Below are 19,961 nucleotides of genomic sequence, written 5' to 3' on the forward strand. Positions count from 1 at the left end.
ACCGTTAAGTTGTAGGCACTCGAAACGGAGTTCGTCGGGGGACTCGGTTCGATCCCATGTATTCATCTCGGTAGGGACGCGCTATGACGACGATGCTCGAACATTCCCCGGCACAGAAGCCTGCGCCTCAGAAGCCCGCACTCTCGGCTCGCGAGATCGAGATCCTGCGGGCCTGGCTGCTCTGCGAGTCCAAGTCCGAGGCGGCTGCGAGCCTGTTCGTCACCGCAGCCACGGTCAGCACCCACATCGTCCGCATCCGTGAGAAGTACGCCCGCGTCGGGCGTACGGCGACCACGAAGACGGCACTGCTCGCCCGCGCTCTGCAGGACGGTGTGGTCTCCATCGACGAGCTGTGACCCGTCGGCCTGCCACCACACAGGGTGGACACACGACGGATCCGACGAGCGCGGCCGACCGGATCCACCGGGTCTTCGGTCGGTTCATCAGCGCGGGCTACGTGTTCTACCTGCTGTTCGTCGTCCCCACAGCGGTGTCGCAGGCCCACCTCACGGCATGGTGGTGGTTGCCGACGGCACTGCTCGCGATCTTCGGCACCGGGATCGCGCTCGGGGTGGCGACCTTCCTGAGCGATGTCCGGTGGGTCGGACGACTCGCAGCCGCCAACGCCGTCGCCTTCCTGGTCGCGGCGGTCCTGTGGTTCCCGGCCTGGACGGGTGAGGTTTCCACGAACACGGCCTGGCAGGCGCTCTTCCCCGGAGTGGCAGGACTGTCCGCGGCGGCAGCGTGGCGGCCGCGGACGGCGCTCGCCTACCTCACGGTGGTGGTGCTCGTCGTGCAGACCACCAACTATCTGCTGGTGAACACCACGACGGGATACCGCTTCGTCCCGGAACTCGCGTTCGCGCTCATGTTCTGCGGGGTCTTCGCCGCCGCGGCGATCGTCGCCTTCCGCACGGGCGACGTCCTCGATTCCACCGTCGCGGCCACGGAGAAATCCGTCGTCGCAGCAGCGGCGGCCGCGGCCAGGACGGTCGAACGCGAGCGGTTCGACGCACTCGTCCACGACCGGGTGATGTCCACCCTGCTCGCCTCGGGTCGCGGCGCATCCGACGGTCCCGTCGCGGCCCAGGCCCGTCGTGCGCTGGAGATGTTCGACTCCCTGCGGCGCGGCGACGACACCGAGAGCAGCTTCGACGCCGACCGGGTGGCAGCCCAGTTCCGCTCGGCAGCCTCCGAGGTCGACGAGGACGTCGAGTTCACGACCACGACGAGCACCGATGCCGGACCGCACTACCCGGCCGACGTGATCAGAGCGGTCGCAGCCGCACTGGCCGAGGCCGTGCGGAACAGCGTGCGCCACGCCGGCCCGGGCACGCAGCGGGCCGTGCACGTCGACCTCGGGCCCGGATCGGTCCGGGTGGTCGTCCGCGACGACGGCCACGGATTCGACCCCGCCCAGATCGACCCCTACCGGATGGGCATCCGCGCGAGCATCCACGGACGCATGCGCGGCATGGCCGGGGGCGACTCGGAGATCACCTCGGGTCCCGCGGGCACGACGGTGACGCTGCACTGGTGCGATCCGGCCGAGCGTCGCGCGCCGTGACCGCCGAACCCACCCGCGACGTGCGCGACCTGCTGGGGATGCGCACCACGGCCGCACGTGCGCTCGTGAGCCTCTACGCCCTGGTCTGCCTCGTGCTGGCGGCGTTCGGGGCCGAGCACACGTCCGCGAGCTGGCCTCCCGCCCTCGCCGTGCTCGTGTGCACGTTCGCGGCGTTCACCCTCATCACCGTTCCGGGCGACCCGCTGCCGATGCCGGCGACGATCCTGCTCGCCGCCACCGGGACGGTCTCGTCGGCGCTCGTGTTCTCGGTGCTACCGGTGCCGTCTCCGGGAGGCATCGCGACCTGGCCGCTCGGGATGTCCACGGTCGTCTTCACCTTCATGTGCGTGCGCGGTCGCACCCTCGCGGCGTGGATCGGGTTGGCCTGCATGATCGAGACCGCGACCTTCTGGACCTACGCCACCGGACAGGGGATCGGCTCCGGCCTGTCGCTGTCGCTCGTCAACGCCGCCCCGGTCCTCATGTCCACCTTCTTCGCCTTCACCCTGCGACCCCTCGCCGGATCCATCTACCTGCTGCGTGCGATGTCGTTGCAACGCAGCGCAGAACAGGCGGCCTCGGCTGCAGCGCTCGAGGAACGCGACGCGCAGCTCGACCGGCTCGACTCCCTGGCCCGTCCCCTCCTCGAACGCATCGCGACCGGAGAGGTACTCGAGGCGGGGGAGCGACGCGCCGGTGTGCTGCTCGAAGCACGTCTGCGGGACGGGCTTCGAGCACCGGCCCTGCAGGATCCCCAGGTCGTCGAGGCGGCCGACGCCGCGCGCCGGCGAGGCGTGGACGTGGTGATGCTCGACGATCACGGCCTGGACGGGGTGCCCCCCGACGAACAGGCCCGCCTCCGCCGTGCGGTCGCCGACGAACTCGACTCGGTGTCACACGGTTCCGTCACGGTGCGGGTCCTGCCCCCGGGACGCCGGGCCCTCGTGACGATCCTCGTGCGCGGGGACTCCGTGCGCCGCATCGAGCTGGGCAAGGCGTCGCAGGGTTAGAGTCACACCTCGTGACCGTGCTGAAGTCGTTGCTGCTGTTCGCCGTTGCCGCCCTGTTCGAGATCGGTGGTGCGTGGCTGGTGTGGCAGGGCGTGCGCGAACACCGCGGCTGGATCTGGATGGGGTTGGGCGTGATCGCTCTCGGCGCTTACGGTTTCGTCGCCACACTCCAGCCCGACGCGAACTTCGGTCGCATCCTCGCGGCGTACGGCGGTGTGTTCGTGGCGGGTTCCCTGGTGTGGGGCATGGTGATGGACGGCTTCCGGCCGGATCGGTGGGATGTCGCGGGCGCGCTGGTGTGCCTCGCCGGCGTCGCCATCATCATGTATTCACCCAGGTGACGCTGCATCCGGCCTCGCCTCGGTGACGAGGCATCCGGCACAGTGGCGGCCGGATGCCTCTCCGGACGTCACGGCACCACGACGCCGCCGACTGCGGGGGTCGAGTTGCACAGCGGTCCACTGCCGAGATTCACCGAACCGAAGACCGTCGCCACGACCTCGCCCGGACCGGTGTCGACCAGGGTCGACAGGTTCGGGTACGTACCGACCAGATCGACGATGCCGGTGCGACCGTTGTTGCGGTTGAGCCATGCGACGCTGACCTGCCCCGCTGCCGGGACCGGCCACAGGGCCTCCTGTGTGGAGAACAGGACGTGGCCACCGGGGATGCCCTCGTCCGGTCCGGGTTGCGCCGTGACCGAGGTGAACGACGCCAGGCTGCCCTGGTTGATGCAGCCGATGGTGATCGCCGTACCCAGAGGCTGAGGGGGTGCAGCGGTGGCCACACCGGTGAATGCGATTGCGGCGGCGACGGGTGCCGCCAAGGCGAGAACTCGACGTGGAATTCGCAGTGCAGGCATGGTGCTGCTCCTCGGAAAGGGAAGGTCACGTCCGGGAGCCGACCGCAGCGAGGAATACCGCGGCGCGTCCCGCGCACCGATGACGTGCGTGAGTCTATCGAGACACCGAAGGCCCAGGAGCGGTTTCGGTCTCGATCCGATACATCTCGGAAGCATTGCGGCGCAGCACCGCGTCGGCGAGTTCGTCGCCGAGGACGTCCTCGACGAGGGTGATGTCGCTGTCCCGGAACGGTCGCGGTGCCCGTGTCGACGGCAGGTCGGTACCGAACACGAGTGCACCGGGATTCACATCGGCAACGGCGCGCAGCGTGTCGGCCACAGGCAGGTCGACGCGTCCGAACCCTGTTGCCTTCACGTGGATACCGCTCTCCACCAGCCGCAACAGTGACGGCAGGCCCTCCTGCGACAGGCCCAGGTGGTCGACGGAGACGGCGGGCAGTGCCGCGATCGTGGTGTGCAGCTCGGCCAGATCGCGCGAATCGACGTACAACTCGGCGTGCCAGCCGACGAGATCGTGGACCCGCCGGGCGAGCCGGTCGAGGTCGGACAGTGCCGCCGATCCGCCACGGCGGACGTTGAATCGCACGGCCCGCACTCCCGCCGCGTCGAGCCGGGTGATCTCGTCGTCCGAGGCGGTGGCCGGAAGTTGTACGACGCCGACGAAAGTGGGCCCGAGCCGGTCGAGCGCGTCGAGGAGATAGCCGTGGTCGAAAGCCTGGAACGACCCCGACACCACCGTGCCTCCGGTGACACCCAGATGCGCGACCCGCGCGAGATAGTCGTCGACGGCGAACGGTTCGGGCAGATAGCCGTCGTTCTCGACGAGGGGGAAACGCGGATCGATGATGTGCAGGTGGGCGTCGAACATCTCCCCACGATAGGAAGCCCGGTCCGAGCGGAACAGGGTTCGGATCAGCGGGAGTTCACTCGCGGCGGCGATGCGCGGTGTGACGGCGGAGGAGGGATTCGGCCAGTTCCGCCACGAGGTTCCGTGCCTCGGGTGGCCCGACGATCTCGATGTGCTCACCGAACTGCAGCAGTTGCCGCACACCGTCGATCGAGTCGTAGGCCACCGTGATCCGCGAGACGTCCGGTCGCGGCCCTGCGGTGCTCCCGCGCAGGCGGGCACCGAGGATGCGCCGGGCGAGATCGAGGCGGTTCGCCGCGAGATCGGCGGTGACGACGACGTCCTCGCGTCGTTCGAGTGCGTCGCCGAGTTCGCGTGCCAGGGCGGGCAGGGTGCGGCCGGGGGACAGGCGGCGCGGCCGGTCGAGCACTGTCCACGCACTCAGGCGGGTCAGTGCGAACAGTCGTGGTCGCCCCTCGTCGTCCGCCACGAGATACCAACGGCCGGCGCGGGAGAGCACACCGTAGGGATCGACGACGATCTCGCGTTCGCCGCGGTGCCCGCTCGACCGGTACGTGATGGCGAGTTGCCGTCCGCGCCGCAGGTCGCGGGTGAGGGCAGCGACGTCGGCCCGGTCCTCGGTGGCGAACCATCCCCGATTGTCGACGGTGACCACCTCGGTCAGTGGCAGCAGGTCGTTCTCGCGTGCGGTGGAGGGCGTGCGCCGGGCGCGTGCGGTGAGCTTGTGGACGGCGTCCCGCGCGGCGGCGTCGACACCGAGTTGGCGGGCCCGGCCCATGTCGACACCCAGGGCGCGCAGGACATCCACCTCGGACGCGTTGAGCCGGTTCAGGTCGGTCTGCCGGCCGGGGAGCATCACGATGCCGCCGTATCTGCCGCGTTCGGCGACCACCGGAAGGTCCGCAGCAGCAAGCGTTTCCACATCGCGCAACACGGTGCGCTCGGAGACGCCGAACTCCTCCGCGAGTTCGGCGGCCGTGACCCGGCTGCGGGCCTGCAGGACGACCAGCATGCTCAGCAACCGCTGCGGCCGGTTCATCGGATGCGCGATCTCCTTTCGAAAACACGACAGGAACTGTCGGGTTTCGGTGTCACGGTAGTCCTCGAAGCCTTCACCGCCTACCGGAAGGAGGGACCGATGACCGTGTCGTCGCCCAACCTGTTCCTGATCTACGTGACCGACGTCGAACGCGCGACCCGCTTCTACAGCGACCTGTTCGCCATGACCCCGCAGATGACGACCCCGCGCTACGTCTCCTTCGAAGTGGCGCCGGGAGTGCTGTTCGCACTGTGGTCGGGTCGCGCGGAGACCGTGGATGCGACCGCTCCGCGGTTCTCCGAGGTGGGCGTGATGGTGCCGGGCTCGACCGCCGCCGTCGATGCGATCCACGACGAGTGGGCCGGTAAGGGGGTGACGGTCGTGGAGGCGCCGCACGACGAGGTGTTCGGGCGGACGTTCGTGGTCTCGGACCCGGACGGGAACCTCATCCGCGTCTCCCCGCTGGACTGAGCCTCCGCTCGACCGACCGGCCTACGACGCCTCGCGCATCGTGAGCCCACCGAGTTCGACCGTGTACGTCTGCGACGCCTCGTCCCACCACACGGAGTAGGTGGTGGGGTAGAGGCCCTCGCGGTGGTACGCCTCGGGCAGACGGAGTTCCTCGTGGTGCGCCGGCCGCGTCGCGAGCCACTCCCGGCTCAGCATGGGTTCGATGAACGCCTGCCGTCCGTCCCACGTGCCGTAGAGCACGGTCTCGGTGAGGTGGTGTCCCGCCGCCGGATCGTGCTCCGACTCGGTGGTGTCCACCCAGTGCAGTCCCATGCCCGCGACGGTCGACGTCAGCGGATCCCCGGACGGTGCGTACCCCTCCGGTATGTAACGCGGGTCGGGCACGCGGGCCGCGGCCGGGATGTAGCCGGGGGCGAAGGGATGGATCGACTCCACCGTGGGCCGATCCAGGAGATAGAAGTGGACGTCGAAGTGCGGGACGTCGAAGCCGTGCTGGGGGTCGTGGCCGTGCGAGTTCCAGTCGACCGTGACGTGGTCGAACGCGGTGGCGGCCGCCTCCTCGGGCAACTCGAGCACGTAGGCCTCGGTGACCGGCAGCAGCGCACCGGGCAGGTCGTCGAGGGCCGCCGCATCGAGTCGCACCCCGATGGTGGCCGGCGTGCCCGCCTCGTCGACGGTGACGTACGTGCGGGCGTTGCCCGCCCCGACGGGATGAGCGGGTCCTTCGACCAGGCCGGAGACTCCCCCGGCTCCTGCGGGAGCGGGAGTGACGAACAATCCGAGGACCGCCGCCGAGACGATCACGGCGAGATGTCGGGCACGAGGCCGAATGTCCATGCGGGGTCCTCGATTTCCGTCGTCGTCGAGCGGCATCGTTGTGGATGCTAACTGTCGCGCGAACGGTGGAGGGCCGACTAGGCCCTGTTTCATAAGCAAGCGCTCCGCAACCACATATTGATCGCAGCGATACGCACCACCGCTGTGTAACGGACCGCGAGCTTGTCGTATCTCGTTGCCACAGCACGATTCTGCTTGAGCAGGTTGATCCCGCACTCGACAGCATGCCGCTGCTTGTAGAGTGCGGGATCGAACTCCGGCGGCCTACCGCCGACCGATCCTCTGCGTCGGCGATGTTCCACCTGATCCGACTTGACCGGAATCGTCGCCCGAATCCCGCGTTTACGCAGGTGAGCGCGATTGGCAGCGCTGCTGTACGCCTTGTCCGCCAACACTCGATCCGGTCGCGTCCGAGCCCGGCCACCACCGAGGCGAGGCACCTCGATCGCAGCGAGAACCGTCGTGAACTGCGGGCTGTCCCCGTATTGACCGGCGGTAATCACGATCGACAAGGGCTTGCGGCCCTGTTCGCAGGCCAGATGCGCCTTGGTGGTCCACCCGCCCCGCGAACGACCCAAGGCGTGGTCGTCCGGTTCGGTCTCTACCCCGCCGGGTGGCTCACGCTGGAGATCACCGTCTTTGCGGGCGCCAGCGGCGTGCTGGTGGGCCCGTGCGATCGTCGAGTCGACGCTTACGTCCCACGTGATCTCACCGGCAGCGTCGGCCAGGGCCTGCAACGCGGTCAGGATCTGCGTCCACACCCCGGCGCGTTGCCACCGGCGGAACAGTCCGTAGACCGTCTGCCACGGTCCATATCGTGTCGGCATCTCCCGCCACGGTGCGCCGGTGCGGATGCGCCACCTGATTCCGTCGATGAGCTGGCGTTTCGTCCATTTCGGTGGACGGCCGGTCTTCTGTGGACAGGGCAGCAGCGGCGCCAACCGCGCCCACTGGGCGTCGGTCAGGTCCGCGCGCCGCTGGACGGCTACGCTGGGCACGAGGTCTCCGGTATTCAAGGTTTTGCTTGGTCGCTAAACCCCGATACCGGAGACTTCACTCATTCAGTTGTTGCGACACTCCTGCTGGCACCATCTCGGTTCAAGATCACTTTCGAAACACGGCCTAGATCGAACTGTGATGCGTGGACGGGACGGTGCCCGTGACGTTCCGGGGGTGGGGTCCGGGAGTGCTCGCGGAGCCGGCGGACCCGATGTGTGCCCCCGGCAGGATTCGAACCTGCGACACCCGCTTTAGGAGAGCGGTGCTCTATCCCCTGAGCTACGGAGGCGTCCGGCCGGGCGAAGCCGACCTTGGCGCGTTGTGAGTGTAGCCGCCGGGCGCGTGCCGTAACCAAGCGCCCGTTCTCGAGGCTCTCGAGGCCGGGCGTACGACCTGCATGTTCCCGCCGATTGAGATCAAGGAAGGGTAACACTGGCCTTTCCCTATACCGTTTTGTTACCTTGGGTCGCCAGGAGCGGCCGGGGGGATACCCGGTCGAAGTCGGGACGAAACAAGGGACACACTGTGGGACGCCATCAGCGCACACGCGAAGACGAAGCATTCGACCTCGAGGCGATTCGCGTGCCGTCCTCCGGCAAGGGCCGTCACCGCGTAGAACCCACCGGTACGTCCGCGCCGGTCAAGGCCGCCACCGTCGCCGCTGCCACGGGTGCCTTCTTCGCCGTCGGCTCGCAGATCGGCGCCGGCACCGCTGCCGCGCATCCCGGCCACGACCACGTCCAGGCCGAGGCCCCCGCGCCCAGCCTGCCCTTCGAGCTCCCCGCGGGCCTGCTGCCCGAGGGTGTCGAGATCCCGGCCATCCCCGGCATCACCACCCCGGCCGAGCAGGGCGCACCCGAGCTTCCGGCCGAGGTCACCGGCTTCCTCGATCAGTTCTCGGGTCCCAGCTGGCTCGACCAGCTCAACCCGGCTTCTCCCTCCGCCGTCCAGCCCGTCTCCGGCACCCTCACCTCCGACTGGGGTCCGCGCTGGGGCGCCCACCACGGCGGCATCGACATCGCAGCCCCGATCGGAACGCCCATCAAGTCCGCGGCCAACGGCACGGTCCTCGACGCCGGACCGGCTTCCGGCTTCGGCCAGTGGGTCCGCGTCCTCAACGACGACGGCACCACCGCCGTCTACGGTCACGTGAGCACCTACCAGGTCTCGGCCGGTCAGCGTGTCAACGCCGGCCAGCAGATCGCCACAGTCGGCAACGAGGGCTGGTCCACCGGACCGCACCTGCACTTCGAGGTCTGGGACACCGAAGGAACCAAGATCAACCCCAACGCGTGGCTGAGCGATCGCGGCGTCGTCACCGACTGGGGCGGCTACCGCGCCGTCTGATCCCACCGCAGTGTTCGATCCCACCCGACGGCGCGCCGTCGATCCCACCGCAGTGTTCGATCCCACCCGACGGCGCGCCGTCGATCCCACCGCCAGCATGAGCGCGCGCTAGGCTTGGCTCGACAGACCGCGCGCCGACCCGGGGGTTCCATTGGGAGCTGAGATATCCGCACGTTCGTTCACCGGGGAAGACCGGCGGATGTTCCGGAGCAAGGTTCGCGACTGCATGAAGGCGCTCGAGCGGATGCTTCGAGAGGACGTCTTCGTCGACGTGCACTCGTCACCCGAACCGCATCTCGGCATGGAGATCGAGTTCAACCTCGTCCGCGACGACATGTCGCCCGCGATGTCGAACCTCGAGGTGCTCCAGGCGATCGACGATCACGCGGTCTTCCAGACCGAACTCGGCCAGTTCAACGTCGAGATGAACGTCGAGCCGCGACGTCTCACCGGCGACGAACCCTTCGAACTCGAAGAGTCGCTGCGGTCGTCGCTGCGGCGCGCCGACGAGCGGATGCACCTGCACGACGCGCAGCTGGTCATGATCGGCATGCTGCCCACGCTCGAACTCGACGACCTCGAACGGGGCCGGATCACCGCCAATCCCCGCTACGAAGCGCTCAACGAGCAGATCTTCGCGGCGCGCGGCGAGGACATCGAACTCGATCTCGACGGTGTGCCGTTGCCCGGCAGCGATGTCGTGGAAACCCTTCGCGCAGACATGAATTCGGTGGTTCCCGAGGCGGCCTGCACGTCCCTGCAGCTGCACCTGCGGATCGCCCCCGAAGATTTCGCGACGCACTGGAACGCCGCCCAGTGCCTGGCCGGAGCGCAGGTCGCGCTCGCGGCGAACTCGCCCTTCCTCGCCGGCAAGGCGCTGTGGCACGAGAGCCGGATCCCGTTGTTCGCGCAGGCCACTGACACGCGTCCGCTCGAACTGCGGAACCAGGGCGTCCGTCCCCGCGTGTGGTTCGGTGAGCGGTGGATCGATTCCGTCCTCGACCTGTTCGAGGAGAACTCCCACTACTTCACGGCTCTCCTTCCGGAGGTCTCGGACGTCGATCCGATGGCCGAACTCGACGCCGGCCGGATTCCCGAACTGCGCGAACTGCAGATGCACAATGGCACCATCTACCGGTGGAACCGGCCCGTCTACGACATCAGCGACGGCCATCCGCACCTGCGCGTCGAGAACCGTGTGCTCCCTGCAGGACCGACCGTCCTCGACACCATGGCCAACGCCGCCTTCTACTACGGGACGCTGCGCGCCCTCACCGACGCCGACGAGCCGCTCTGGCGCGACCTCAGCTTCGACGCCGCCGAGCGGAACCTCGTGCTCGGTGCGAAGTTCGGTCTCGACGCGAAGCTGTACTGGCCGCGCACCGGATGGGTCGGCGCCGACGAACTCGTGCTGCGGTGCCTGTTGCCGCTTGCGCACCAGGGCCTCGAGGCATACGGACTGTCGGCGGCGGTCCGCGACCGCTATCTCGGCATCGTCGAGGGGCGTGCACTGACCCGGCAGACCGGGGCAGCGTGGCAACGACGGCAGGTGGCCCGACGCGAGGCTGCCGGCGAGAACCGTCGCACCGCCCTGCTCGGGATGATGAAGGACTACGTGCAGAACATGGCCTCGGGTACTCCCGCTCACGAGTGGGAGTGACGGCCCTACAGTTGTAGGGTCCGCGTCACGGCCACCGTCGGCTGGACGACGACGCGATCCGCGGGTGGCTCGAAGCCGGCTACTTCGCCGAGATCGTCACCGAGATCGGCGACGCGGACGCCTAGGCGGCTCTCGAGCATGCTCAACGTCAGCTCGACCTCGATCCCGTCGGCGCCGGGAGCCCAGAACAGGAAACCGAAGTCGTCGGACGGCTCGGCGCGGAAGCCGTCCACCGTCGCGCCGTGGACGTGGGCGGTGGTGTTGTCGATCCACAACCCGACAGCCTGGGCGTTCCTCGGTGAGCTCAACCGCAGTCGTATCTTCCGGGCGCTTCCGCCGGTCGTGTCCTCGAGGATCTCGACCTCGGGCGCCTCGAGGTCGGCGACCGGAGCGGGCCCGTGGTACATCGGCCGGTACTCCCGCCACGGGAAGGCGGTGGGGAGCGATTCGGGACCGGTGGTGAGCAGCCCTTCGCTCCAGTCGGATCTCGGGCCGTCCGGCGATCCCCACACCGCGGCACCCCGATCGGCGTCGAGCGAGTACCAAAGGTATTCCTGCCGGGGATCGGTCGCCCCGTCCCGGTTGAGGTAGCCGGCGAGCAGCGTGCCCACCACGACGATCGCGATCGTGCCGGTCGCGGAGACGACGAGCCCGCGGGTGGTCGACGCGAACGGCTCGCACAGCGGGAGTACCGCGGCGAACGTGAATGCGACGAACAGACCGGCCACCGGTGCCCCGTAGAGGAGTCCGGCGTCGAACGACACCAACACGGCGGGCAGGCCGAAGATCAGCGACCCGAGCGCGCCCAGCGTGATCGCGACGAGCGGCCACACCGTGTCGCGTTGCGGAAGGAGCAGCGCCACCAGCAGACCCAGCGCCGCCGGCAGGATGAGTACGAGCATTGTCAGAGGCACACCGGCGAAGGGGATGCCGGCGAGCGCGAGCAGCGCGACGAGCGTGAACGCTCCGCACGTGAGCGCGGCGGCCGGACGGCCGCGACCCCACCACGATCGCGCGACCAGCAGGACGCCGAGGGCCGCGACGACCGCCGCGAACTGGAAGACACCCGGCCGGTAGGGCTCGTCGGCGACCGGCGCGGCCATGCCCGGATCGACGGTCTGCACGATCCACCACGGCAGCCACGCTGCGCCCGCCGCGAGCACGGCGGCGAGCAGGGCCACGGCCACGGCCGCGCCGACCTGCCAGGCAGACGTCTCGCCGCGGCGCACCTGCAGTACGACGATCGCCCCCACGATTCCGGCCAGCGTGATCGCCCCGACGATCTCGGCCCAGCGCGGAATGTGGAGAAGTCCCCAGGGCGCGGTCGTCACGACCTGGTCGCCGCCGTCGCCGACGGTCGTGAGATCGGATCCGGCGAGCGTGCGGGCGGTCGTGAGGGAGGTGTCGCCCATGTGTTGCAGCGACGTCCGGCTGAGACGGTCGGGGGTGTCGAGAGGGCTGTGGTAGTACGCCGAGCCCGCGGAGATCGCGGTGTCGAGGGCGTGGTGGCCGTGTTCGGCGAAGCGTCGGAAATCGGTGTTGTTCGGCAGTGCCTCGAAGATCAGCTCGGTGAGGGAGTCGGCGTTCGCTCCCGGCGCTCCCGCAAGGCTGTCGATCAGGACGCCGTTCGGTGAGGTGATCCGGAAGGTCGTCGGAGTACCGGCGTTTCCGCGCGCCTCGTGGTTGAGCACGACGACGGGACCGGCCCGCACCGACTCCGTGCCCACGAACCGGTGGGCGCCGAGCAGACCGTTCTCCTCACCGTCGGTGAGCAGGACGACGACGTCGTTCCGTGGGGGAGGACCGGAATCGATGGCACGCGCGACCTCGAGGACCGTGCCGACGCCGATCCCGTCGTCGCCCGCGCCGGGGGAGCCCCGAACCGTGTCGTAGTGCGCGGCGAGCACGACGGTGCCGGTGGGGTCGGTACCGTCCCGGGTCGCCACGATGTTCTGCACGCGGGCGCCGCGCTGGGTGGCCTCACCGGACCGCGCCATCCATCCGACGCCGGAGTCGACGCGGGTGGACCACCCGAGTTCCTCGAGGACGGCGACGAGATGGTCGCGGGCATCGGCGTGGGCGGTCGATCCGAGCGGCCGTGGGCCGGTGGCGATCGCGTCGATGTGTTCGCCGGCGCGGGCGGCGCTGAAGACGTCGGCGGGGGCGTCGGTTCCGAGCGGCTCGTCGGACCCGGGGAACAGGGCGACGAGGCCCGCCACGAGGAGGACTCCGATCAGTGCGAGGACACGGCTACCCAGTGCCGTGAATCGGCTGCGCGGGGACCGGGCCGGGTGGCGAACAGCCGCGGCGGAGTCCATGGGTGCAGCCTAGCCGCGAATGCAGCGGTGCCCCGGCAGACTCGGCCGGGGCACCGCGATCGGATCGGGTCGGATCAGGAGGCAGGCGCCCAGCTGTCGGGCCCGAACACCTCGTAGTGGATGTTCTCGGCCGGGACGTTGCGCTCGATCAGGGCCTCGCGCAGCGAGAGCATGAACGGCAGCGGGCCGCACAGGTAGGCCTGGGTCTTCGGATCGAGCGGCAGATCGGAGATGTCGGCACGTCCGACGCGGACCGTCTCGAGCGGCCGGCGGTTGCCGAGGTCCTCGTACCAGCGGTACAGCTGGGCCGACGGGATCTTCTCGGCAAGGGTCTCGAGCTCGCGGCGGTGGGCGTGGCTCGCGACCGACCGGTCGGCGTGCAGGACCGCGACGGGACGCTCGTCGCCGACGCCGGCGAGGTGATCGAGCATGCCGATCATCGGGGTGCATCCGATGCCGGCGGACGCCAACAGGATCGGGGTGTCGTCCTCGGTGAGTACGAGATCGCCGAAGGGAGTGGTGACTTCCAGCTCGTCGCCCTCGAAGACGTTGTTGTACAGGAAGTTCGACACCTCACCGGCGGGAAGCACGGTGCCGTCGGGTGCGGTGGTCTCCAGGACCCGCTTGACGGTGATACGCCAGTCGCCCTTCGCGGGTGCGCTCGACAGGCTGTACTGACGGATCTGGCGGGCGCCGTCGGGGAGGCGGACGCCGACCGAGAGGTACTGGCCCGGACGGAAGGTGGGCAGCGGGGAACCGTCGAGCGAGGTGAGCACGAACGAGACGGTGTCGGCGGACTGGTGGACGCGGTCGGCGACGCGGACGGTGCGCCAGACGTCGCCGGCCTCGACACCTGCGGCCCGGTACAGATCGGCCTCCATCGAGATGAGGGTATTGGCCATCAGCCAGTACAGCTCGTCCCACGCCTTCGCGACTTCCGGAGTCACTGCCTCTCCGAGGATTTCGACGATCGCCTCGAAGAGGTGCTTGTGGACGATCCAGTACTCGTCGGGCTTGATGCCGAGCGAGGCGTGCTTGTGGGCGATGCGGGACAGGATCGCCTCGACACGGGCGGGATCGGGATCGAGCTGGAGCGTCGCGAAGGCCGCGATCGATCCGGCGAGTGCCTTCTGCTGCTCACCCTGCTTCTGGTTGCCGCGGTTGAACAGATCGCGTTCGAGCTCGGGATGGGCGGCGAACATCTTGCTATAGAACAACGGGGTGATGTCGCCGATGGCGGCTCCCACCGCCGGGAGGGTCGCGGCGATGACGTCCTTGGATTCGGGTGAGAGCGGCATGGTGTGTCTCCTCGTGTGTGTCGTGACGGGCTGCACCGGCAGCCTCGCCGTGGGTCAGCGGCCGGTGGGTGGTTCGAGGGTGAGCAGGACCGGACCGGCGTCAGGGGTCGCCAGGTCGGCGATCGTGACGTCGTCGAGAGCGGCGTAGAAGGCGTCCTGTGCGGTACGCAGCTTCGAGCGCAGGGTGCAGCCGTGACGCAGGGGGCACGGCTTCGCTCCTTCGCACTCGACGACTTCTTCTTCACCTTCGAGGGCTCGGGTGAGCCATCCGAGGCTCGCCGTGCGGCCGAGTTCGGTGACGGTCAGGCCTCCGCCGCGTCCGCGGCGGGTGGCCACCACCCCGAGCTCGCCGAGTCGGGCGACGACCTTCGTCGTATGTGCGTACGACAGATCGAGCTGGTTTGCAATCGTTCTGGTACCGGGCATACTCCCCGCCGGGCCGGCGACGAGATGCATCACAACTCTCAGTCCGAGATCGGTGAACCGGGTGAGTTGCATGGCCCTACGCTAGTAAATTCGCATTCGCGATGACAATTTTATGTGACGCACATCGCTGTCGATGGAATGCATTGCCACCGAAGGAATCCCGATGTGATGACCAAAGTCCGTATCCGGACGTACCGGATCCGACTAGCCTCACGGACGTGAAACCTCTCGGTGAAGCACCCCGCGACCACAACCACGTAACCGTCGGTGCCGACGGTTCCCCGGCCTCCGAGCGGGCGGTGAGGTGGGCTGCCGCCACCGCGGCCGGCCGGAAGATCCCACTGCATCTCGTCCACGCGGTGGACTTCGCACCCTCGGGTTGGACGAAACTTCCCTTCTTCCGCCCCTCGCAGGTCTTCGAATGGAGCGAGGCCGAGGCTCAGGCACTCCTGAAGGAGGCTGCAGAGACCGCCGAGGCGGTGGCGCCGGACCTCGAGATCACCGCCGAGCTCGCCCTCACCGGAAGCGCCAAGTGGCTCGTCGAACTGTCCCGCACGTCGCGCATGATCGTCCTCGGGGCCACCGGCAGCACCAAGATGGGGGAGGCCTTCCTCGGTTCCACCCCGGTCTCCGTCGCCGGTCATGCCGAATGCCCGGTCGTCGTGGTGCGAGGACCGGAAGGGCCCGTCCCCGACGAGCGACCCGTCGTCGTCGGCGTGGACGGCAGCCCCGCGAGCCGCCAAGCGGTCGATCTGGCGTTCGAGGAGGCATCCTGGCGCAGGGTCGACCTCGTCGCCGTCCACGTCTGGAGCGACCTGAAAGTCGGGGAGATCGACGAGTCGCCCCTCGACTTCGATCCCCGCGCGTTCGAGGAGTACGAGCACTCCCTGCTGTCCGAGTGCCTCGCGGGCTACGGCGAGCGCTATCCGGACGTGACGGTCCACCGGAAGGTCTACGTCGACGGCCCACGCGCCCATCTGCAGTCCTGGAGCGAGAAAGCCCAGCTCGTCGTGGTAGGGACTCGCGGCAGGGGAGGCTTCAAGGGGATGGTGCTCGGTTCTACCGGAAACGCGCTCATGCGCGAGGCGCGCTGCCCGGTGATGGTGGTGCGACCGGTCACCTCCTGACGGCGGTAGTGTGCGGGGCACATGGACGATCGCGCCCCCGAACGGGGGTGTGCAGCAGGGACGAAGGTGGCGCATGCGCATCGGGATGGGACTGAACTACAGCGGAGGTTTCGCGGAGACCGCGGCGGAGGTGGCCGACCTGGAGAAGGCCGGCCTCGACATCGTGTTCGTACCCGAGGCCTATTCGTTCGATGCGGTGAGTCAGCTCGGCTATCTGGCGGCGAAGACCTCCCGGGTCGAACTCGCCTCCGGCATCCTCCAGTTGTTCACCCGGACACCGACGCTCACCGCCATGACGGCGGCCGGTCTGGACTTCGTCTCCGACGGCCGATTCGTGCTCGGTGTCGGCGCGTCGGGCCCTCAGGTCATCGAAGGTTTCCACGGCGTTCCCTACAACGCGCCGCTGGGTCGCACCCGCGAGATCGTCGACATCTGCCGGCAGGTGTGGCGCCGCGAGAAGGTGGACCACCAGGGCAAGTACTACCAGATCCCGCTGCCCGAAGACCGCGGCACCGGACTCGGCAAGCCGCTGAAGATCATCAACAAGCCTGTGCGCGAACGTATCCCGATCATCATCGCGTCGCTCGGCCCGAAGAACGTCGAGATGACCGCCGAGATCGCCGAGGGCTGGCAGCCGCTGTTCTATTACCCGGAGAAGGCCGCCGACGTGTGGGGCGAATCGATCGCGAAGGGCAAGGCCAAGCGCGATCCCGCACTCGGCGACCTGCAGATCTACGCGCAGACCCCGCTCGCCATCGGCGACGACGTCGACCACATGCTCGACTGGGTCCGGCCCATGGTCGCGCTGTACGTCGGCGGCATGGGCGCCAAGGGCAAGAACTTCTACAACGACCTCGCGATCCGCTACGGCTACGCGAAGGAAGCCGAGACCATCCAGGAGCTCTACCTGGCCGGCAAGAAGGAGGAGGCGGCCGCGGCGGTGCCCGTCGAACTGCTCCGCTCGATCTCCCTGATCGGTTCGGAGGGCTTCGTGCGGGAGCGAGTCGCTGCCTTCGCGGAGGCCGGGGTCACCACCCTCAACGTCACCCCCTTCGCGGCCGACACCGCAGGTCGTGTGCGACTGATCGAACAGCTGCGGCAGATCTGCGGCTGACCCACCGAGAAAGGTTCCTCGTGCGATGACCGAGAACAAGCCGATCGTCGTGGCCGTCGACGGATCCGACGCGTCCACGACCGCGGTGCACTGGGCGGCACGGACGGCTGCGATCCGCGGCCTGCCGTTGCGCATCGTCACCGTCGTGCACATCCCCGCCTTCTATTACTCCGAGCCCTACCTCGCGCAGAGCTTCCACGAGGAGATGAAGGCGACGGCCCGCGACCGGCTCGACAACGCGGCCGTGCTCGCCCGGCAGATCATCGACGAGAACCGTCACGGGAACGTCGAGATCACCACCGAACAGCTCGAAGGCAAGGTCGTTCCCACGCTCATCGCACAGGCCGAGCACGCCGACCGGCTCGTCGTCGGCTCGCGCGGCCTCGGCGAGGTGAAGGGCCTGCTCGCCGGTTCGGTCTCCACGGCGGTCGTCTCGCACGCGATGGCGCCCGTCGTCGTGGTGCGGGGCCGCACCTTTGACGGTGCGCCGCCGACAAAGGGGCCCGTCGTCGTCGGTGTCGACGGCTCGGTCTCGTGCCGCGACGCGGTGGAGGTCGCGTTCGAGGAGGCATCCGCACGCGGCGCGACGCTCGTCGCGGTGAACGTGTGGAGCGACGTGAGCGTCCAGCCCTCGCTCGGCGCCGTCCCGGAGGACCCGCACTGGAGCCGGATCCAGACCGGTGAGGAGATCGTGCTCGCCGAACGTCTCGCCGGATACCAGGAGCGGTACCCGGACGTCACCGTCGAACGTGTCGTCGCCCGCGACCGGCCGGTGCGAGTGCTCAGCGAATACGCCGAGGCCGCACAGCTTCTCGTGGTCGGAACCCGCGGACGCGGCGGCTTCAAGGGGTTGCTGCTCGGCTCCACGAGCAATGCGCTGATCCAGACCGCGGACTGCCCGGTCCTCGTCGTCCGGTCGAAGCAGACCGAGGACTGATCCCGGACGAGGGAGCGATGCGGGGCGTCACCCGAAGTCGTCGACGCCCCGCTCGCGCAGTTCCCTCCACGCGTCGGCCGGATGCACGCCGCGGCTGATCGCGCCGTTCTCGATGAGCACCCCGAGCATCTGCGAGAGTACGAACGCGACGTCCTCGACGCGCCCGCACTCGTAACGGGCGGACAGCCACCCGGAGACGTTGCCGGCCTTGGCGGCCTGTGCCATGTCCAGGGCCGTGCGGAACAACTCGCGGGTCGGATCGTCGATCGGATCCTCGGTCGGTGCGCTCATCGTCACCTCGATCTCTCTTCTCGTCAGAAACCCACGCGCAGGATCACCAGCGGCACGACCGGCAGGTCGAGCATCTCTGCCAGGCGCGAACCGGCGTCCTCGACCCGCAGCGGATGCGTCACGACCGACGCCGACAATCGCGCATCGATGGCCGCGAGCCAGCACCGCTCCACCGCCGCGCCCACCCGGACCAGATCCGCCGGCGAGGTGGACGGGGCGGAGAACAGCAGCACCGATTCGCGCGCGATCGCCGCCGCCAGCGCATCGACGTCGGGGATCCCCGACGTGACCATGGCCTCGCCGGCCGCGCCGTGTTCGTCGAGGGTCGCGCTCCAGGTGGTGACCACCTCGGCGTTGCCGCGCGGCTGCCAGTGGGAGGTCCACGAGAACATCTCCCGCTGGTAGTGCGGGTGACGCCGGCGGGCCTCCGCCGCATAGGCGAGCACCTGCGCCAGGGCGACGGCCTCGTCGGCGGCGAGCAGACGCACGTCGACGTCGGGTATCTCCCCGGCCGCGGCGACGACGTCGGCGAGCGTCGCCGTCGGCACCGGGATGTCGGTGAACGATTCGCGATGGCTGCGCCGATGCGAGATGGCGGCGTACAACCGCAGGTCGCGGCTACTCGGGGTACCCGAGCCGAGCGTCTCGATCCGGGCGATGAGCTCCGGACGTTGCGGATCGGGCAGCACCGAGGTGCGCGATCGGTTGCCGAGGACCCGGATCGCGAGCTCGAGATTCGCGAGGGCCGTGCCACACGAGATCAACCGGTCGACGCGCAGCGGGTCCGGTCCCGGCTCGGCGAACTCGAGGCGTTCCTCCAGTTCGGCGCTGTGATCGGGCAGTCGCAGATTCCACGGTTGCGTGTCGTGTACCGAGGGTGCCTCCACCACCGCACGCGCAATGATCTCGGTGTCACCGAGCGACCAGGTTCCGGCATCGACAGTCACGACATCCTCCGCGTCGGCTCGTTCGCCCTACATGTCCACCTCTGCCCTTCCAGCGTCTCCCGAGCGGCGCCCGCGGGGCAGGGGGAGAAGGTCCCCAGATGGGTGTCGAACGGCCCCAAGGACGTGGGTATCGCGGTACACCTGGGACAATGACGGGACAGCATGTCAACGAAAGGTGCCCGAGATGACCCGCGTGTTCCTCGTCGACGATCACGAGATCGTGCGGCGCGGCCTGGTGGATCTGCTGAGCAGCGTGCCCGACTTCACCGTCGTCGGTGAGGCCGCCTCGGTGGGCGAGGCCCTGGCCCGCGTGCCCGAGAGCGGCGCCGACGTCGCGGTGCTCGACGTGCGGCTTCCCGACGGCAACGGTGTCGAACTGTGCCGCGAGCTGCGTACCCGCATGCCGGGTCTGCGCGCCCTGATGCTCACCTCCTACGCCGACGACGAGGCACTCTTCGACGCGATCATGGCGGGTGCCTCGGGGTTCGTGCTCAAGCAGATCCTCGGCACCGACCTCGTCTCGGCGATCCGCACCGTCGGCGAGGGCGGCTCGTTGCTGGACAGCCGTGCCACCGCCGCCCTCATGGAGCGGATCCGGGCATCGCGCACGGCCGATCCACTGGCCGAGCTGTCGGAGCAGGAACGCGCCGTCTTCGAACTCATCGGTGAAGGCCTGACCAACCGCGAGATCGCCGAGCGGCTGTTCCTCGCGGAGAAGACCGTGAAGAACTACGTCTCGCGGCTGCTGGCGAAGCTCGGCATGCAGCGCCGCACGCAGGCCGCGGTGCTCGCCACCGAGCTGCGCAACGAGCGCGGCAAGCCGACATCCTAGTCCGACGCGGG

At 68.9% G+C, this 19,961-nt stretch carries 21 protein-coding genes and 1 tRNA gene; 11 read left to right on the plus strand and 11 right to left on the minus strand.

The annotated features are described in order from the left end of the window. The first annotated feature begins 83 nt into the window (after window positions 1–83). From KXC42_RS04745 to KXC42_RS04760, 4 genes are read left to right on the plus strand one after another with little or no spacing between them, the layout of a single operon-like run. Window positions 84–356 carry a LuxR C-terminal-related transcriptional regulator gene (locus KXC42_RS04745; RefSeq protein ID WP_016692216.1) on the plus strand — a complete coding sequence of 91 codons (273 nt, stop codon included), beginning with the start codon at window positions 84–86 and terminating at the stop codon, window positions 354–356. Further along, on the plus strand, window positions 353–1,567 hold the full coding sequence (locus KXC42_RS04750; protein WP_039583976.1) for an ATP-binding protein: 1,215 nt from the start codon (window positions 353–355) through the stop codon (window positions 1,565–1,567). Before KXC42_RS04745 ends, KXC42_RS04750 begins: the two co-directional genes overlap by 4 nt. After that, window positions 1,564–2,577, plus strand: a complete 1,014-nt coding sequence (locus KXC42_RS04755) for a hypothetical protein (RefSeq protein WP_219129998.1) — start codon at window positions 1,564–1,566, stop codon at window positions 2,575–2,577. Before KXC42_RS04750 ends, KXC42_RS04755 begins: the two co-directional genes overlap by 4 nt. 11 nt (window positions 2,578–2,588) lie before the next feature. After that, complete coding sequence (locus tag KXC42_RS04760; RefSeq protein ID WP_006551592.1) at window positions 2,589–2,918, plus strand: YnfA family protein; 330 nt, start codon at window positions 2,589–2,591, stop codon at window positions 2,916–2,918. A 68-nt stretch (window positions 2,919–2,986) separates the two neighbouring features. Here the strand turns inward: KXC42_RS04760 and KXC42_RS04765 are convergent, their stop codons facing one another. From KXC42_RS04765 to KXC42_RS04775, 3 genes are all read right to left on the minus strand, one after another. Beyond that, complete coding sequence (locus KXC42_RS04765; RefSeq protein ID WP_219129999.1) at window positions 2,987–3,439, minus strand: hypothetical protein; 453 nt, start codon at window positions 3,437–3,439, stop codon at window positions 2,987–2,989. 94 nt (window positions 3,440–3,533) lie between these two features. Then, a complete protein-coding gene (locus tag KXC42_RS04770; RefSeq protein WP_219130000.1) occupies window positions 3,534–4,307 on the minus strand; it encodes an amidohydrolase family protein in 774 nt (257 codons plus the stop codon). 55 nt (window positions 4,308–4,362) lie between these two features. Next, entirely contained in the window at window positions 4,363–5,346 is a 984-nt protein-coding gene (locus KXC42_RS04775) for a YafY family protein (RefSeq protein WP_006551589.1), read from the minus strand. 99 nt (window positions 5,347–5,445) lie between these two features. Between KXC42_RS04775 and KXC42_RS04780 the strand changes: the two genes are divergently transcribed. Then, on the plus strand, window positions 5,446–5,817 hold the full coding sequence (locus tag KXC42_RS04780) for a VOC family protein (protein WP_230826417.1): 372 nt from the start codon (window positions 5,446–5,448) through the stop codon (window positions 5,815–5,817). Between the two features lie 21 nt (window positions 5,818–5,838). Here the strand turns inward: KXC42_RS04780 and KXC42_RS04785 are convergent, their stop codons facing one another. The 3 genes from KXC42_RS04785 to KXC42_RS04795 form a co-directional block, all read right to left on the minus strand. Continuing rightward, complete coding sequence (locus tag KXC42_RS04785; RefSeq protein WP_019289869.1) at window positions 5,839–6,654, minus strand: DUF5602 domain-containing protein; 816 nt, start codon at window positions 6,652–6,654, stop codon at window positions 5,839–5,841. 89 nt (window positions 6,655–6,743) lie between these two features. Beyond that, entirely contained in the window at window positions 6,744–7,652 is a 909-nt protein-coding gene (locus KXC42_RS04790; protein WP_071936740.1) for an IS5 family transposase, read from the minus strand. A gap of 217 nt (window positions 7,653–7,869) precedes the next feature. Then, window positions 7,870–7,942 (minus strand) — tRNA-Arg (locus KXC42_RS04795). Between the two features lie 236 nt (window positions 7,943–8,178). Between KXC42_RS04795 and KXC42_RS04800 the strand changes: the two genes are divergently transcribed. Together KXC42_RS04800 and KXC42_RS04805 are read left to right on the plus strand one after the other, a co-directional pair. Beyond that, the gene (locus tag KXC42_RS04800; RefSeq protein ID WP_219130001.1) at window positions 8,179–9,000 is read left to right on the plus strand and encodes a M23 family metallopeptidase; all 822 of its coding nucleotides are present in this window, start codon (window positions 8,179–8,181) and stop codon (window positions 8,998–9,000) included. Window positions 9,001–9,151: 151 nt separating this feature from the next. Next, window positions 9,152–10,660: a glutamate-cysteine ligase family protein gene (locus KXC42_RS04805; protein ID WP_039957993.1), complete on the plus strand. Its 1,509-nt coding sequence runs from the start codon at window positions 9,152–9,154 to the stop codon at window positions 10,658–10,660. 5 nt (window positions 10,661–10,665) lie between these two features. On the opposite strand, the gene KXC42_RS04810 is transcribed toward KXC42_RS04805, so the two are convergent. The 3 genes from KXC42_RS04810 to KXC42_RS04820 form a co-directional block, all read right to left on the minus strand. Then, window positions 10,666–12,978 carry a M28 family peptidase gene (locus tag KXC42_RS04810; protein WP_219130002.1) on the minus strand — a complete coding sequence of 771 codons (2,313 nt, stop codon included), beginning with the start codon at window positions 12,976–12,978 and terminating at the stop codon, window positions 10,666–10,668. Window positions 12,979–13,052: 74 nt separating this feature from the next. Then, window positions 13,053–14,276 (minus strand): globin domain-containing protein, encoded by a 1,224-nt coding sequence (locus KXC42_RS04815; protein WP_019289865.1) that lies wholly within the window; start codon window positions 14,274–14,276, stop codon window positions 13,053–13,055. A gap of 54 nt (window positions 14,277–14,330) precedes the next feature. After that, entirely contained in the window at window positions 14,331–14,774 is a 444-nt protein-coding gene (locus tag KXC42_RS04820; RefSeq protein ID WP_006551570.1) for an Rrf2 family transcriptional regulator, read from the minus strand. Between the two features lie 146 nt (window positions 14,775–14,920). On the opposite strand from KXC42_RS04820, the gene KXC42_RS04825 reads away from it, so the two are divergent. The 3 genes from KXC42_RS04825 to KXC42_RS04835 all read left to right on the plus strand — a co-directional run bounded on the left by KXC42_RS04825 (window position 14,921) and on the right by KXC42_RS04835 (window position 17,880). Further along, window positions 14,921–15,829 carry a universal stress protein gene (locus tag KXC42_RS04825; protein ID WP_006551569.1) on the plus strand — a complete coding sequence of 303 codons (909 nt, stop codon included), beginning with the start codon at window positions 14,921–14,923 and terminating at the stop codon, window positions 15,827–15,829. Between the two features lie 73 nt (window positions 15,830–15,902). Continuing rightward, a complete protein-coding gene (locus tag KXC42_RS04830) occupies window positions 15,903–16,943 on the plus strand; it encodes an LLM class F420-dependent oxidoreductase (RefSeq protein WP_006551568.1) in 1,041 nt (346 codons plus the stop codon). 25 nt (window positions 16,944–16,968) lie between these two features. Next, a complete protein-coding gene (locus tag KXC42_RS04835; RefSeq protein ID WP_006551567.1) occupies window positions 16,969–17,880 on the plus strand; it encodes a universal stress protein in 912 nt (303 codons plus the stop codon). Between the two features lie 27 nt (window positions 17,881–17,907). On the opposite strand, the gene KXC42_RS04840 is transcribed toward KXC42_RS04835, so the two are convergent. Beyond that, window positions 17,908–18,177, minus strand: coding sequence for a hypothetical protein (locus KXC42_RS04840; protein ID WP_006551566.1), 270 nt, complete (start codon window positions 18,175–18,177; stop codon window positions 17,908–17,910). A 17-nt stretch (window positions 18,178–18,194) separates the two neighbouring features. Then, entirely contained in the window at window positions 18,195–19,118 is a 924-nt protein-coding gene (locus KXC42_RS04845; RefSeq protein ID WP_039583966.1) for a nitroreductase family protein, read from the minus strand. 184 nt (window positions 19,119–19,302) lie between these two features. On the opposite strand from KXC42_RS04845, the gene KXC42_RS04850 reads away from it, so the two are divergent. Beyond that, window positions 19,303–19,950, plus strand: coding sequence for a response regulator transcription factor (locus KXC42_RS04850; protein ID WP_033096942.1), 648 nt, complete (start codon window positions 19,303–19,305; stop codon window positions 19,948–19,950). Window positions 19,951–19,961 lie beyond the last annotated feature (11 nt).

Source organism: Rhodococcus sp. LW-XY12 (assembly GCF_019317345.1).
Lineage (GTDB): Bacteria > Actinomycetota > Actinomycetes > Mycobacteriales > Mycobacteriaceae > Rhodococcus > Rhodococcus pyridinivorans.